Origin of the sequence: Paenibacillus sp. FSL R5-0912, assembly GCF_000758605.1 — a bacterium.
Lineage (GTDB): Bacteria > Bacillota > Bacilli > Paenibacillales > Paenibacillaceae > Paenibacillus_AQ.
The window spans coordinates 1,462,224-1,478,728 of the sequence record NZ_CP009282.1; the positions used below are offsets into that span (position 1 = coordinate 1,462,224).

Below are 16,505 nucleotides of genomic sequence, written 5' to 3' on the forward strand. Positions count from 1 at the left end.
ATCCCCATGGAGAATCCGCTGAACGCCTTCCGTATGGAGCAGGATGCATTAGGCACCAGAAATATACCGCAGTCAGCGTATTACGGGATTCATACTGCACGGGCCATGGATAATTTTGCGGTAAGCGGCAGAACGGTTAATGCGCATCTGCTGCATGGCCTGGTGACGGTGAAGAAAGCTGCGGCGCTGGCCCATATGAAGCTGAATACCTATCCGGCAGCGATAGCCCTGGCGATTGTTGAGGCCTGTGATGAAATTCTGGCAGGTGCTTACCGTGAACAATTCACTGTAGATGCCATGCAGGGCGGTGCCGGGACATCAACCAATATGAATGTGAACGAAGTGATCGCGGGCCGTGCGATTGAGCTCCTGGGCGGAGAGCGGGGCGACTATTCAAGGGTACATCCTCTGGATCATGTCAACTGCTGCCAGTCCACCAATGATGTCTATCCCACTGCGCTAAGGATTGCCGCTATCGGGCTGGTCCGAAGGCTGAGTGAGGCCTTCGCGTCTTTGCAGGAAGCCCTTCAGGAGAAGGAGAATGCCTTCGCGGATGTGCTCAAGCTGGGCCGTACGGAGCTGATGGATGCGCTGCCGATGATGGCAGGGCAAGGCTTCGGAGCCTATGCCAAAGCGGTAGCCCGGGACCGCTGGCGTCTCTACAAAGTGGAGGAACGGCTCAGGGAGATCAACATTGGGGGGACTGCCATCGGAACAGGTCTCAATGCACCGGTGAAATATACGTTTTTGATTACTGATATCTTGCAGGATTTGACCGGGTATGGTCTGGCCCGCAGTGAATACCCGATGGACCTTACGCAGAATATGGATGTGTTCGCTGAAGTATCCGGACTGCTGAAGGCTGCGTCTATTAATCTGTTGAAAATATCGGGTGATCTGCGGCTTCTGGCCAGCGGGCCGTCCGGAGGCCTCGGGGAGCTTGAACTGCCGGCTGTGCAGGCCGGCTCCTCGATTATGCCGGGTAAGGTCAATCCCGTCATGGCAGAGATGACGGGGCTTGTTGCGATGCGGGTCATTGCGAATGACACCGCTGTGACGCTGGCGGCGGCCGGCGGCCAGCTGGAGCTGAATGCATTCATGCCGCTGATCGCCGATGCGCTCCTGGAGTCTCTGGAGATTCTGGCAAATGCCGTTAACCTGTTCGAAGAGCGGTGTGTCCGCGGCATCCGTATTTGTGAGCAGCGTTGTCAGGAGCATGTGATGAATTCCTCTGTGCTGGCCGCTGCGCTGGTCCATCACATCGGTTACGAGAAGAGTGCGGAGATCGCCAAGCAGGCAAGCCGGGAAGGCAAAACGGTACGGCAGGTGCTGCTCGAGGCACAGCTTCTTCCGGAGTCTGAGATTGCACAAATCCTGAATCCCAGTCAAGTGACCAGACCGGGTGTTCCTGGCAAATAAATACGGACACGCGCTAACCGTTATTGGGGAAGGAGAGAGCCGTATGAGTATGAATCATACGCCCCGTTCGAATCGTCTGCACATCGCTATATTCGGCAGGAGCAACGCCGGGAAATCAAGCCTGATCAACGCGATCACAGGGCAGGATGCCGCGCTTGTGTCCCCCGTCAAAGGAACAACAACAGATCCCGTGTATAAAGCTATGGAGCTGCTGCCGCTCGGACCAGTCGTATTTATTGATACCGCCGGCCTGGATGAGACGGGAGAGCTCGGTGAACTGCGGAAGCAGAAGACGCTGGATGTTCTTAACAAATCCGATCTGGCCCTGATCGTCGTTGATGCTGCTTGCGGTGTGCTCCCGCTGGACCGACAGATTGCTGAGACCGTCCGCAGCAAGGGTATTCCAGCGATGGGAATACTGAATAAAATAGATTTATTGATTGGCAATGAGTCTTCCCGGACAGAAGAGTTTGCCGCTCTGGCCAGCCGGACGGAGCTGGAGCTGGGGATGAAGGTGATTCCCGTTTCTGCGTTGGACCGGCAAGGGATACCGAAGCTGATGAAAGCGCTGGGCACTGCTGTGCCGGAAGCCGAGGATAAATTCCGCATTATCGGCGATCTGGTCTCTCCGGGAGATTTGGTCGTACTCGTGGTTCCGGTTGACCAGGCTGCGCCCAAAGGCAGGCTGATTCTTCCCCAGCAGCAGACCATCCGTGACTTGCTGGAGAGCGATGCCATTGCAGTGGTAACAAAGGAATTCGAGCTGAAGGAGACCCTGGAGAGTCTCGGCAAGAAGCCGCGGCTGGTGGTGACCGATTCACAGGTGTTTCTGAAGGCTGCGGCGGATACGCCAAGGGATATCCCGCTGACTTCATTCTCAATCCTGTTTGCCCGGCAAAAGGGCAATCTTGAAGAGATGGTTAGAGGCGCGCGTGCCATCGACAGGCTGCAGGATGGGGACAGGGTGCTGATTGCCGAGGCCTGCACCCATCACAGTCAAGCCGATGATATCGGCACCGTGAAGCTTCCGCGCTGGCTCCGCCAGGCTACCGGCAAGCAGCTGCAGTTCGAGTTCGCCAGCGGCATGAGTTTCCCGGACGATCTGGAGGATTTCTCGCTTATTGTTCATTGCGGGGGGTGTATGCTCAGCCGCAGGCAGATGCTCTGGCGGATGGAGCAGGCACAGGACGCCAGGGTTCCCATCGTCAATTATGGGGTTGCGATTGCATTTGTGCAGGGTATACTGGAGCGGGCAATTTCACCGTTCCCGCTTGCGCGTATGGCCTGGGAGGAGAACAAGCCGCAGGAATAATTGTGATTCTATTTGAAAAAAAGAGTGCCTACCGCCGGGTTCAGTAAACCGGCGGTAGGCACTCTTTGTGCTGCTGCCGGAGGGCAGCAGGGGGAAGCGGGTAAAGCTTAGGCTGCTTATTCAGCAGTGTTCAGAATGAATTTATCAATCGCGTATTTCACGCCGTCCTCATTGTTGCTGAGGGTAACGAAATCGGCGATTTCCTTCAGGGCAGGAATAGCATTCGCCATCGCGACACCGAGACCGGCGGCTTCGAGCATCTCATGATCGTTCCAGGAATCGCCGACAGCGATGGTCTCGGACAGCTCGCAGCCGAAATGCTTAGCCAGGAATTCGAGCGCTAGGCCCTTGGTGCCTTCATGATGCATGATCTCCAGGAAATGCGGCTTGGACTTCGTGATGTGAACCGAATCACCAAGCAGATTGCGCAGGATCGGAGACAGTTCATCCAGGAAGGCCGGATCGTCGATGATGAGCATTTTAGGTGTTTTTTGCGGAACCAGCTTCTCTTCCCAGTTCGGCTCAATGTAGTATTGTGTTCCGTTCAAGGTAGAATAATCGATCAGCTTCTGGTTCTCTTCGCGGGCATAGAGCTTGTCGTCGATGTAAGTCTGCAGATGCAGGTCATGCTCCACACAGTACTGGAACAGCTTGCGCACTGCATCCTGCGGCACATAACGCTCATAGAGCACTGCTTCATCCAGCAGATTCTTAACTAATGCACCCTGGTAGGTGATGATCGGCACATTCAGTCCGGTCTGGCGGGCAATCGCCTGGGCGGAGGCATATGCGCGTCCGGTAGCGAGTGTAACTACAACGCCTGCGGCGACAGCCTGTTCCAGGGCGGTTTGGGTGGCAGGGGTAACTTCCTTGTTGTCATTAATCAGGGTGTCGTCAATATCGATAGCAATCAATTTGTACATTTGGGTTCTCTCCTAAAAGGTTGGTTTAGTCTGGCTTTCCGCTGAATCTTCTATAAGAAGGGGAACAGAAGCACGACTTTTTGTCTGAAGCATGTAACTTTTAAAATGGGGCTAGCCCTCCGCCTTCGTCCGCACTGGATCAGGACTCAGCTCCGCCATCAGCATGGCGGCAAGTATGCATCCACAGCCTAGCGCAGCGGACAGGCCGAGTATCTCTCCGCCGAAGAGCAGGCCCGTTACTGCAGCGAATACCGGCTCTGTGGCATAAATAATCGCCACCCGGGACGGGGTGGTGTATTTCTGGCAGGCGGTCTGAATCCAGAAGGCGAAGGCGCTGGTCGGGCCGATGGAGATTAGCATGGCCCAGAGCACTTCCGGCTTCGCGAGCAGCTCTCCGCTGTGCATAAGCGGTGCGGGGCCATCCACCAGAAGGGAGGCCAGGACGCTGAACAGGCCCACAAAGGCAAGCTGCAGCGCGGCCAGCGGCAAGGCCGGATAACGCGGCGCATATATGCCGGTATACACGATCTGCAGTGCAAAGAAGGCGGCGCAGAGCAGGATCAGGCCATCGCCCTTATTCAGGGAGAACGCAGAGCCGGTGAAGGTCAGCAGATACAGGCCAACCGCAGCGAGTCCGGCACTGAACCAGGTGAAACGGGAGATGGCATGCTTCAGCAGCGCCAGAGACAGGAAAGGTACAAGTACCACTGACAGTCCGGTAATGAACCCTGTATTGGAGGTGGTAGTATACAGCAGTCCTATGGTCTGGAAGCCATAGCCCAGGAAGAGCAGCAGGCCCAGCAGCAGAGCATGCAGAATCATACGTAAGCTTAGCTTCTTCCATTCCTGACGGTAGAAGACGGCAGTAATTAGGGCAAGCAGCAGGGCGGCACCTATAAACCGGATGCTGTTGAAGGCAAGCGGCGGCAGTACCCGGACGGCAGATTGCACAATAAGAAACGTACATCCCCACATCATCGCCACCAGCAGCAGACTTAGATCGGCGATTCGGGAGCGATTCACAAGGTGTCATCCTTTCAGGGCCGGTTGAGTTGTCCAAATTGTATCCTAAATCAGGGGGCAGGACAAGCCGAAACTGCGTAGCGGCCGTGTCCGTACGGGATACAGGAAGCTTGTAACCCGTTATCCGCTGGACAAAAAAGGAAAGCCTTGGTATACTTCGATAACCGCACACTTGTTCTTATTTCGGGCATCCAGAATCATTATACTCTCATATGAAGGAGCGGATTCACCATGATGGGCAAATCCCATTTAGTTATCAGCACCGGGGTTACCTTGTCCGCCATGAGTTTGCTTGGGCTTGAAATCACTCTTCCGGCCGTCGCCGTTGCGGTGGTCAGCTCGCTGCTGCCCGATATCGACGAGCCGAATTCACTGCTGGTACGCAAGGCAGTTCCCGAGTTTCTGCTGCGTATCCTGCAGGTATCCCTGATCGGGGCGGCTATTTATCTTTATTTTGCAGGAATCGCTGCTCCGCCGTGGAATATGGCCCTGGCTCTGCTGGTCGGCAGTGTGTCTTTTCTGCCGGGCAGGAGGCTGAGGCATCTGGTGATGCTGCTGATTGCGCTGGCGCTGTTTGCTTTTGCCGATGCCTATGAGCCATGGAACTATATTGCCGCCTGTGTGCTGGTCGTAGCTTCCGTTGTCCCGCACCGGGGAATCACGCATACGCTGTATGCCGTGGCCGGCTGGGGGGCGCTGCTGTATTTTGTATCAAAGGGCATGGATGATGGCGGCAGTCTCTGGATTGCCGGGAGTATGTCCTACGGCCTGCATCTGCTGGCCGATTCCCTGACCCAGCGCGGAATTACGCCGCTGCCCCCGCTGCCGGTCAAGCTGCGGCTGAAGCTGATGAGCACCGGCACGAAGAAAGGCAATGCGGTGGAGAAGGTGTGCGTAATGCTCACGCTGGCGCTGGTTGTCTTTGTGTTTGTGCTTACACCCTCTTTGGGATGACGTCTGATAGCGAACGGGTTAGGTCAGGATGCGGTGAGGACCGGAAATAGTTGGATTTCGTACACTTGCTGATGAATGAATGCTTCCTGCTGCAACAGCAGGTGGATAAACAGCACTTATAACCTCTCGGTTCGGCCTAAGTAGCGAATGAGAGCAATAATAGATGCTGTTTATCCACTTGCTTCCCTGGAATCCTCAGAAACGGGCGATTTAAGATACGTTTATCCACTTGCTTGTTGAGGGGGAGCGGCAGTGCTTGGTTCAATACCGGCAAGCGTATACGGCAAAGCCCTCCGGTGCGGAGATCATCCGCGCGGGAGGGCTTTGGCCTGTAATGCCTTCTATTTTATTCCTCAAGTTTATTCTTCAAGAAACACCAGTCCGATGAAGTCTTCCGGCTCAATGCGGCCGAAGTAATGCTTCAGATCGAGATCAGCCAGTGCCTCTCTGACGTCAGCTTCCGCATAACGTTTGCCGCGCAGCGCGTTCTCCACATCCGCCACATCGCCGACGCCGAAGAAGTCCCCGTAGATTTTGATCTCGCGGATGACAGAATCTTCAATATCCATGCGGATATCCACCAGCCCTGCCGGGAATTTGCGGGTATGCTTCACATTGCTTTTTGGCGAGAGGCCGTAGTTCCAGTCCCAGTTCTGGTAATGCTCCTTGGAGATTTCATTGATCCGCACCCAGTCGTCCATGGTCAGCTTGTACTGGGGGACCTCGGACGCCTCCATCCCGAAGATGGAACGCAGCAGGCCTTCGCGGAACGCCTCAATCGTCATATCGGGGTTGCCCAGCAGCTCTTTGATATTGGCGACGCGGCTGCGTACGGACTTGGTGCTCTTCGATTTGAACTTCTCGGGATTCACATTCAGTGAAGCCTGGACATCATCCAGATTAAGGTCAAACATTAAGGTGCCGTGGCTGAACATACGTCCGCGTGTGGAGAATTGGGCATTGCCGGAGATTTTCTGCTCCCCTACCTGAAGATCGTTGCGTCCGCTCAGCTCGGCGTTCACTCCCATCGACTGCAGATAGTCGATAACGGGTTGGGTGAATTTGAGGAAGTTATGGAAAGACTGTCCGTCATCCTTGGTAATGAAGCTGAAGTTCAGATTGCCCAGATCATGATAGACCGCGCCGCCGCCGGATAACCGCCGTACAACCTGGATATTGTTGTCCTTCACATATTCCTGGTTGATCTCTTCGATGGTGTTCTGATGTTTGCCGATAATAATCGACGGGCTGTTGATATAAAAAAGCAGATAGCTCTCGTCCATCGGCAGGTTCTTGAGTGCAAATTCCTCAATGGCCAGATTGACCGATGCGTCTGTAATTCCGGTGTTATCGATAAAAAGCATAGTGATTCCTCCGCTTGGCCATAGTAAACTGCTGTACTTATTCTAAACTAAAAGAGAGATTTCCACAAAATCGAAAGTTTACTTAGCCGGCCGGAGTTACGCAAGGGCCGCCAGTTTACCCTCCACTGAGGCTGGAGGAGGACTTCTGCCCGGCATAATCAGCTTCGCCCGGTATTTCTCCGCTTGATAAGTGCCTGGGATCATCATGCCGGGCGCACCTGTGCGTTTGCTGTGGAGCATTGACGTACTTCCGGCAATTGGCCGATAATTGGGTGACGGATTGCTAAGTTTCACACTACATAGGCTTATGTGTTGTACGTATTGCAACTTTGCATCCTAAATACCTCATTATTCACACAGATTGTTGTATGAGATACAAGAATTGTCCTGCTAAACCGCTTGGAGGGGACGAAATGCTGCCTTTTATACAACAGTTCTGGATTATTGCCGGGATCATGCGGAGAATGTTGTATTATGGGCAGGATTTTGGCAGCGGCTGATCTGCTACTCAAATAAGTGTAGTTCAATTAAATTAATGAAGTAATGATTGAGCGTAAAGGGAGTGTACTCATGCTTGAAAAATACGGACACGGCGGCGATCTGTTGACTGCGGCCGAGCTATACGGAGAGAATAGCGGTGGCTTCCTGGATTTCAGCGCCAATATTAATCCGCTGGGCCCGCCGCCGGGGGTGCTCGCGCTGCTGCGGGATGCAGTCTCCGCGATTACAGCGTATCCTGATCCGGGACACCGGAGGCTGAAAGCGCTGCTCGCGGAGAGCCTGGGCGTAGGCACGGACTGGATTACCGTTGCCAATGGAGCCGCCGAGTCGATGGCCCTGCTCCTGCTGGCAGCGGCCCCGCACCGCGTAGGCATTGTCGAGCCGTGCTTCTCCGAATACCGCCAGCTGGCAGAGCAGTTCGGTGCCGAGGTTTTGTCCGTTCAGGGGACCCGCGGCAGCGATTACCGGGCCTCCGTGGACGAGATCTCCGGCCTGCTGGAGCAGACGGATCTGCTGTTCCTCGGCCAGCCGAATAATCCGAACGGCGTCCAGTATCCGCTGGACGAGCTGCGGGTGCTGGCCCGCAGGGCGGAAGCCTGCGGGACGATTCTTGCCGTGGATGAAGCGTTCATTGACTTCATCCCGGAGGCGGACCGGCAATCCCTGCTGCCGGAGCTGGGGGCTTACCGTCATACGGTGCTGGTGCGCTCGATGACGAAGTTCTTTGCCATTCCCGGGCTGCGGCTGGGCTTCACCGCCGCGCACCCGGAGCTTGCCGCGGCGATGACCGGCAAGCAGGTGACCTGGAGCGTGAACGGCCTGGCGCTGCTGGCCGGTGAAGCCTGTCTGCAGAGCGGCGACGGCTACGGGCAGGAGACGCGCGCGCTGATCGCAGCAGAGCGGCAGCTGCTGCGCCAAGGTCTGCTTGAGCTCGGCTGCGAAGTGCCGCCGGGCGAAGCGAACTTCCTGCTGCTGCGGCTGCCCGCTCCGTGGAGCGCGCAGGAGATGCAGCGGCGGCTGGGCGCGGGCGGCATACTCGTCCGCAGCTGCGCGATGTACCCCGGCCTTGAGCCGGGGCATATGCGCGTCGCAGTGAAGGGCTGGGCGGACAATGCCCGGCTGCTGCGGGAGCTGGGGGCGGCGCTGCGTGCGGGGAGCTGAGAGCTGCTGCAACAATGGAGAGTGAGCCCGCCGCCATCCGTTAGCGTGCCCGCCGTCATCCGTCAGCGAGCCCGCCAGCAACGGTTCTCCGTCTCGCTTCGCTGCCAGTGTGCACGTAGCCTCTCCTCAAGAAATTAGTGGAAAAAGAGCATTTATTTAGCCTGAACCAGACATTTTCGGGACAGCAGTTGGAAAAAGTACATCTATTCGTCCCGCATCCCCGTTTGGAGGCGAAATCAAGAGAATTAGATGCTGTTTTTCCACTTAATAACCGCCGTATGCACGGTTAAAGCATATAATTAAATGTCATAATTCCACTTATTAGGCCGGCTATAGCACGGAACGGAACCCGTCTCTTATCGGAAGGGTCCATCATCTGGTGAGTATACATAGAAATCGCTCCTTTAGAAATGGCGGGTGATACCTCCATTAATTACAGGAACGGTTTTTTTGTGTTTGAAGAATGTATTTTTGTGTTTGAAGAATGTATGTTACCTGGATATTACCGGCAACGCGTTCACCCCGCAGACTTGTTGCTAAGCGTACATGAACCCAGGCATTAAGGTTAACCGGATGGCCGGGCCGTAAAGAGGTAAAAAAAGTCGGCTGGATGTAAAGATATTCGTATGTTTAAATTTACCGGGTTTTTATATGCTTAAATCAAATACACAAGGAGGTTAAAGAATGTTCAGAATACCCTTACGAAAAATCCCCGTCTTGATATTGCTGGCTTCACTGGTCCTATCCTCAACCCCGCTTGGCCAGCCCCCGGCCGCTTATGGAGCAGAAGGCACAGATGCCGCTGTAAGCTCCGCCGCACTTGATATTACCCAAAGTAAAGTAGAAGGTGAGTATGCGCTGGATCTGTCGGAGGTTGGGAATGTAGACTGGCTGCATCTGAGAGGCAATGGACCGGACGACATCATTCAGATTAAAAAGGCCGTTCCCAGCTCTGTAACCTTCAGCGTGTACGGGAACGGTACGACAGGTACCGAAGGGAAGCCAGATAGGGGCAATGACGGGAATTATTTGTCCTATTCCTGGAATGACGGCATGCCTGGTTATGAAAGGGCTGTCAAGGATACCGGATTCGGCGTGTTTTTCCCCAAGAATAGAGATTCGGGGATATACGGGAATGTAGGCTGGACCTTCCAAATTGCCCCGCAGCCGCAGGAGTCAACGGTCGTCTTCGGCATCGGGCTATGGCAGGCGAAAGCTGCTGTGAGGATCTATGCAGATATGAACCTCATGGAGACGAAGGAAATCAATGCGGGTGGGACCTCGGAAGTATACAAGTATCAAATTAAGGTGCCCGCCAATGTGCAATTAAAGGTTGAGGGTCTGCAGGCAGAAACCCTTTCACGGTACGGTAACATGTCCTTCTCGGGACTTGCGGTAAGCAGCAAGGAGGTAGCCGACAAAAGTGCGCTGCAGCTTGCCTATAATCAGGTGAAGGACAAACTCCAAGGTGTACACACGGATGAATCCTGGCAGGACTTTGCCAAAGCAAGGATTCAAGCCAAGGAGGTTCTGGACAAGCCGGATGCCCTTCAGGCGGAGATCGACACGGCCCTGTCTCTTCTAGAGCAGAAGCAAGCGGCTCTGGTAAGAAGAGAAACCAATCTGATGATCGATTACACAGGTGCTGCGGAGAATGAATACGAGTTCGGCAGTAATGGGGATCAGCAGGATAGATATCAGACTTTTACTGCTCAGGAGAGCTTCGAGATGCAGTACGCACAAGTAAATGTGAGAAAAATGTCCAATAGCGTAAGCGACTTGACTGTGAAGCTATATGGGACAGACCCTTCCGGCTTCCCGGCAGGTGCTCCTCTTGCAGAAACCGTGGTCAGCCGGGACCGTGTTGCGGACGGTGAAATGACTACGATTCCACTCCGTTACAGTCTTGCCGGAAATACAAGGTACGCTCTGGTTTTATCACAGAAGAATCTCTCCGCCGGCAAATACCGCTGGATGGTCATGAAGAAGAACGGGGAAACGGCAAGTGAATTTTTTGGCAAAAGCGTCTCCGGAGCCTTCCAATCCGAAGCACATCTGGGCACCGGCATTTTAAGAATTATTAAGAATACGGATGTGGACAGAACCGCCTTGCAGGCCTTAATCGATGATATTGCCAAATCTAACTACAACAGCAGGCTGTACACCGTGCAGTCGTGGTCTGCACTCGAAGCCGCGTTGGCTAATGCCGGTCTGGTTTTGAACGATTTTGACGCTAATCAGGAGGGGATCGATGCAGCACTCAGCCATTTACAGGCGGCAAGGGACCAGCTGGAGATTAAGATGGATATGGCGGCGATTGCCGGACAGATCGATCTTATTAGCCGGGCCGTCATTAAAGGCTACACCCTCAGTTCCCTGAACACCTTGAATGAAGCTGTGCAAGCTGCCAAGGCGCTGGGGGCCAACGCCCCGGATAACGAGAAGCTGACCGCCTACTCCGCTGTTTTGGAAGCGGTTCATAATTTGAAGACTGCGGGCAAATACCAGTACGATACCCATGCACAAATGACTGCGGCCTTCGGCTTCGAAGGAGATAAGAATGCTTCCCTCGCTTTTCTGGACGGATCGTATCAAATCGGCGGAAGCCGTCCGGAGCAGCATGGTCCGGTGGCCCCGAAACAAATGGTTACCTTCGGAGTTGCGGACACAAGCAACATCAAGTGGACCAAGGGGGAAGGTTATTTACCGGTAATGATCAGTGAATATACGAAGAATAAAGTAGACTACAAGATTGAGACCTTCGCCAACAAGCATACGGTGGACCATAAGGATTATGTCGTCAACTATTCGAGAGTCACGGCTGCGAATCATTCAGGCGAGCTCATGCTGCTGCCGGTCGTCTCGGGCAATCTGGTGCCACTCAATGCGGACGCTGTAAATACGTACACCGTTCAGCCGGGGGAAAGCGTTGTCAGGGAATATGCGATTGAAGCTGATAAATATGAATATTTTGACAAGAACTTGACCCGGTTTACTTCCTTAACTAAAGAGCAGGTGGCGGGTCTGGGAACCTTCGAAGCCAACTACAGTGAGATGAAGGCTTATTGGCTGACGAGACTCTCAGCAGTAGTGGATATCGGATTACCGAACCGGGAGCTTGAAAATGCGTTCAAATCCGGCTATATCGATACGCTGATTATTAAAGATGATTCGTATCTGCATGTGGGGGAGAACGGCTATGCCCGGTTATTCTCCCATGATACGCTGGGTATTCTGGTGAACCTGATTCAGAGCGGGGATTTCGCCCATGCGCAGGATTATCTGAAGAGTATCCCATTGACAGGTGGAATCAACATGGAGACGGGGCAGGTGGACAGCAATCTGTATTGGGATACGAACTGGAAAATTCCGTGGGCCTATGCGGTTTACTTAAGTAAAACCGGTGACGCCTCCATATTCGATGAGCAGATGACCGCCGATGACGGCTCTACCGGTACCGTATTTGAGAAGCGGGTTAAATTCGGGGCGCGAACCATCGAGAGTGACCGCAACGCTGACGGAATTATGAAAAAAACGTATGCGATTGATTCCGAGGGCAACTGGACGATCGACAATTATTCCGCCCTGACCGGTCTGACCGCCTATGAATATGTAACCCGCGAGCTCTACCGTATAAAGAATGACGAAGCCTATTTGCAGGAAGCAGAGTGGGCAAAAGCAAGGTATGACGACTTATTGGCCAAATTCACAACCAAGCTGCAGCAGACGATAACCGAAGAAGGACTTGATTATATTCCGGCTTCGGTCGTTGAGACCAATGATGAGAACCGGATGAGAGACTCCAGAGATGCGAACTGGGCTTCCATGTTCCTGTTCGGCAGATGGCACTGGGACGGATATCTGTATGGGGCGGAGCAGCCCGAGGACAACATCAGCCTGAAGCTGCTGGACGATACGTATTCCTATGGAATCAACCGGCGTATTCAAGAGGATACGACAGATTCTCCGTACAACTTCGGGGGGTATCCGCATGGCTTTTATTCAAGCGCATACAACGCCGGATACGGAAGCGCTGCGCTGCGCGGAGAAGAATACCGGGATATGGGCATTAAAGCGTATGAATTCATGATTGAAAATTCGATGAGCGGGCCGTTCAGCTGGTGGGAAGGGATCAATTATCCCGTTCCGGGAAGTCCTTGGGCACAGACGAATGATCAGCTGAACCTTCAGAATGCACCGGGCGGCGGTGGATCGGCTCAGCATATGTGGGGACAATCCGTTAACTCCAAGGTACTCATTGACTCCCTGATTGCCGAGCGGATTTATGATCAGAATCAGAAGACGGAGATTATTGTAGGCCGCGGTATTCCTAAGGAGTGGGTCAAGGATGCTGCCAGGAACAATAATGCGGTGGCCCGTGTGCAGAATTACCCCGCCCTGCAAGGCGGCAGAGTAGGGTACAGCATTGTAAGACAAGATAACCAGCTCATGGTTACCTTCAGCAGCGATTTAAGCCAGGCGAAAGCTGGTGCCGGAGAGGCTAGCTTCAGTGTCCAATTGCCGAGCATGGTGAACAATATTACGGATGTATCTGCAGGCATAATGGATAACAGCAAAGGTATCGTTACGGTTCCGTTAAATACAGCCTCAGTAACAATAACTTTAGGTGATTTACCGAAACCGCTGGCTGTTAACTTAGATAAGGATCAGCTTGAAATTGTTTATGCCGATGGAGACCTCCAGGCCTCGGTTACGAAAGACGTTATTTTGCCGGCAGCAGGTGAGCATGGAAGTGTAATTACCTGGACCTCAAGTCATCCGGATATCGTTTCGGGCAAAGGGGAAGTTAAGCGTCCGGCGAGTACAATCGGGGTGACTTTGACAGCCACTCTGAAGAAAGACGGGGCGGAGGCGCAGAAAAGCTTTGTATTGACGGTTCTAAAGGCAGACACCAAGCCTGACGGAGGCACGGATACAGGGAACACCGGCAACAACAGCAACAATGGTAACAACGGTAACAACAGCAATAATGGGAATTCAGGCAACAGCAGCACGGGGAGCGCCGGAACTATCGGTACTATCGTAACCACCGGCAATACGGGCAGCACAGGCAGCACAGGAAATACAGGCGATGGCGGTCTGGCTACTCAGCCTGCGTTCAAGGATGTAGAGAAGCACTGGGCAAAAGAGAGCATTATAACTGCGGCGCAGCGCAAGCTGGTGAACGGTTATGCAGACGGAACCTTCCGTCCGGACGGAGCCGTTACACGCAGTGAATTCGCGGTGATCCTGGGCCGCGCTTTACAGGTGAACCTTTCGCAATCCGGACTTTCCTTCACGGATGAAGGCATCATTCAGCCATGGGCGAAGCCATATGTTGCCGCAGCGGTTAAATCCGGCTGGATTACAGGCTATACGGATCAGTCCTTCAGGCCCGGCGGAAAGATTACCCGTCTGGAGATGATTACAATGATCGCCCGGGCGCTGGAATGGAAGACTGACTCCAAGGCTAAGGCAGCATTTGCTGATGCGGATCTTATTCCTTCATGGGGTCAGCCGTATGCGGCAGCCGCCTATGAAGCGGGTCTGGTTGAAGGCCAAGGCAATAACCGGCTGGCTCCGAATGATCAGGCAACGCGGGCAGAGGCCGTGACCCTGATTCTTAGACTGTTAGACAAAACTGAACAGCAGTAGAATGAGGCAGAGTAAGCTGGCGTCCGGATTTCCGGCGTCAGCTTTTTGTTTGCAGGCTACAAACCTTGATACAGAGGAGACGAGAAACTATATATCAAGAAATCTGGGGCGGGCAGCGGTCGGAAGTCCAAAGGTTCACTGCAGTGACGACTAAGCTTCAGGTTCAAATCTTAAGTGCGTCTTATATATATAATGATATAGTGGGTTTAGGAATAGTTTACTGCGCGAGAGGAGCGGATGTAATGTGAAAGAAATGAATGTGAACCTACCCTTTAATCTTGACGGTGGATTGGCGGTGTACCAGAGCAGGGTCTGGCAGGGACTAACGCTGGAGTGGCGGGAAGGCCATCTGCTGCTGGAATTTCCGGCTGAGGCGGACAGTATATCAAGCGCGGTGTATGGCGGAGGAACAGGCCGCCTGAAGCGGGCGGTGAACCAATATGTCTCCCGGGACTACGAATGCAGCAATCCGGTACGGGATATGGAAAATAAGCTGCAGGAGTGGGGTTATCCGCTGGACGGCTGTGCCGGACTGATGACGGCCGTTCCGCTTGAACATGCCGCAGTTGCCGAGGAGGATACCGGCTCTGCGGGGATTATGTGCTGCGTGACAGCGGCTGCGGGCAATGCCGCCCGCGCCGGCTCGCAGCGCAGCGTGCTGGCGGCATACCGCCCGGGCACGATTAATATCATGCTCGGCATTGACGGCTGGCTGTCGCCATCGGCCATGGTCAATGCCGTGATGACGGCCACGGAAGCGAAGGCTGCCGCACTGGCAGATCTCGGAATCACGGATTCCGAGAACGGTCTACTCGCAACCGGGACCACAACGGATGCCATCGTGCTTGCGGTGAGCGGGAGCCGCCGCTATGCAGCGGAGCATGTGTATGCCGGAACAGCGACCGACCTCGGGGGAGCCATTGGTAGGCTGGTGTACAGTGCGGTGACGGAAAGTCTGCGTTCGGTGAAGGCGGCGGAAGCTGTGCGGAGAGCGGAACTAGCTGACTTGGCGCAGGCAGAGCAACTGGCGGCTTCTGTGGAAACTAGGCAAGCCGCGGGTGGAGAAGAAGCAGTTGAAGTCGAAGCAGTAGTGGCAGCTGAACTGTTACCGCCGAAAGAAGCACTAAATGGGCAGCACGGCCATCTGAAGAAAGGCGGCCGGGAATAATGTCTGGATTGATAAACATGGTCCGCCAGGAACTGCAGCGGGGTGAACCAAGGTGAAGCTTGCCATCATACTGTTGGCTGCTTATATAGTGGACCGGATTGTCGGCGATCCGCGTAAATTTCCCCATCCCGTTGTTTATATGGGGAAGGCCATCAGCGCGATAGAGGGGCTTATCCGCCGCTTCGCATCGGCGCCCCGTGCCCTGAAGCGGGCGGGGCTGCTGCTTCCGCTCCTGATAGCAGGAGGCGCATGGGTGCTGACAGCGCTGCTAGTGCTGCTGCTCTACCGGATATCCCCCTGGCTGGCCGGGGCGGCCGAAGTGTGGCTGATCTCGACAACGATCGCCTCCAAAGGCTTGAAGGATGCCGGGATGGCGGTATTCGCAGAACTCCGCCAAGGGGATATTCCCGCTGCCCGCAGAGCGCTGGGAATGATTGTCGGCCGGGATACGGGCCACCTGGAGAGTCCGGAAATCGTTCGCGGCACAGTGGAGACAGTGGCGGAGAATATCGTCGACGCGATCATCTCGCCGCTGTTCTTCGCCCTGCTGGGCGGGGCTCCGCTGGCAATGGCTTACCGTGCGGTGAACACGCTGGATTCCATGGTCGGCTACAAGAACGACAAGTACCGCGATCTGGGCTGGGCATCCGCCCGGCTGGATGACGTGGCCAATTACATACCGGCGCGGATTACAGCGCTATTGCTAACCTTATGTGCAGCACTGCTGCGGCTGGACTGGCGGAGATGCTGGCGTACCGTCCGGAGGGATGCACGTCTTCATCCCAGCCCGAATAGCGGTTACCCGGAATCGGCAGTTGCCGGAGCACTGGGCATCCGGCTGGGTGGAGAAAATGTATACCACAGCGTAACCTCCTTCCGCGCCTACATGGGAGATCCCCTGCGGACAATGGAGCCGGAGGATATTATCGTGACTGCGCGGATAATGATGCTGTCTTCAGCCATATTTGTCTGCCTGTGTGCAGCGGTTGCCTTGTTATGGCAGGGGATGGGGGGCTGAGCGGAGT

11 protein-coding genes are annotated in these 16,505 nt (G+C 54.5%); 7 read left to right on the forward strand and 4 right to left on the reverse strand.

Annotated elements, in window-relative coordinates; all coding sequences use genetic code 11:
- The first annotated feature begins 6 nt into the window (after positions 1-6).
- Positions 7-1,419, forward strand: a complete 1,413-nt coding sequence (locus R50912_RS06365; RefSeq protein WP_042233295.1) for an aspartate ammonia-lyase — start codon at positions 7-9, stop codon at positions 1,417-1,419.
- A gap of 43 nt (positions 1,420-1,462) precedes the next feature.
- A complete protein-coding gene (hydF, locus tag R50912_RS06370) occupies positions 1,463-2,731 on the forward strand; it encodes a [FeFe] hydrogenase H-cluster maturation GTPase HydF (RefSeq protein WP_042233298.1) in 1,269 nt (422 codons plus the stop codon).
- Positions 2,732-2,847: 116 nt separating this feature from the next.
- On the opposite strand, the gene R50912_RS06375 is transcribed toward hydF, so the two are convergent.
- Positions 2,848-3,654 carry a Cof-type HAD-IIB family hydrolase gene (locus tag R50912_RS06375; RefSeq protein WP_042233300.1) on the reverse strand — a complete coding sequence of 269 codons (807 nt, stop codon included), beginning with the start codon at positions 3,652-3,654 and terminating at the stop codon, positions 2,848-2,850.
- 111 nt (positions 3,655-3,765) lie between these two features.
- Positions 3,766-4,677, reverse strand: a complete 912-nt coding sequence (locus R50912_RS06380; protein WP_042233301.1) for a DMT family transporter — start codon at positions 4,675-4,677, stop codon at positions 3,766-3,768.
- Positions 4,678-4,908: 231 nt separating this feature from the next.
- Here R50912_RS06380 and R50912_RS06385 point away from each other — a divergent pair, with 231 nt between their 5' ends.
- Entirely contained in the window at positions 4,909-5,631 is a 723-nt protein-coding gene (locus R50912_RS06385) for a metal-dependent hydrolase (RefSeq protein WP_042233302.1), read from the forward strand.
- Between the two features lie 359 nt (positions 5,632-5,990).
- Here the strand turns inward: R50912_RS06385 and R50912_RS06390 are convergent, their stop codons facing one another.
- Both R50912_RS06390 and R50912_RS34790 read right to left on the reverse strand, forming a co-directional pair.
- Positions 5,991-6,995, reverse strand: coding sequence for a lipoate--protein ligase (locus R50912_RS06390; protein ID WP_042233303.1), 1,005 nt, complete (start codon positions 6,993-6,995; stop codon positions 5,991-5,993).
- Positions 6,996-7,091: 96 nt separating this feature from the next.
- A complete protein-coding gene (locus tag R50912_RS34790; RefSeq protein ID WP_156122982.1) occupies positions 7,092-7,235 on the reverse strand; it encodes a hypothetical protein in 144 nt (47 codons plus the stop codon).
- Between the two features lie 330 nt (positions 7,236-7,565).
- Here R50912_RS34790 and cobD point away from each other — a divergent pair, with 330 nt between their 5' ends.
- The 4 genes from cobD to cbiB all read left to right on the forward strand — a co-directional run bounded on the left by cobD (position 7,566) and on the right by cbiB (position 16,498).
- On the forward strand, positions 7,566-8,657 hold the full coding sequence (gene cobD, locus R50912_RS06395) for a threonine-phosphate decarboxylase CobD (RefSeq protein ID WP_042233304.1): 1,092 nt from the start codon (positions 7,566-7,568) through the stop codon (positions 8,655-8,657).
- A 684-nt stretch (positions 8,658-9,341) separates the two neighbouring features.
- Complete coding sequence (locus R50912_RS06400) at positions 9,342-14,312, forward strand: S-layer homology domain-containing protein (RefSeq protein ID WP_052416045.1); 4,971 nt, start codon at positions 9,342-9,344, stop codon at positions 14,310-14,312.
- Positions 14,313-14,565: 253 nt separating this feature from the next.
- A complete protein-coding gene (locus R50912_RS06405) occupies positions 14,566-15,480 on the forward strand; it encodes an adenosylcobinamide amidohydrolase (RefSeq protein WP_081956767.1) in 915 nt (304 codons plus the stop codon).
- A 52-nt stretch (positions 15,481-15,532) separates the two neighbouring features.
- Positions 15,533-16,498, forward strand: coding sequence for an adenosylcobinamide-phosphate synthase CbiB (cbiB, locus tag R50912_RS06410; RefSeq protein WP_042233305.1), 966 nt, complete (start codon positions 15,533-15,535; stop codon positions 16,496-16,498).
- Positions 16,499-16,505: the final 7 nt, after the last annotated feature.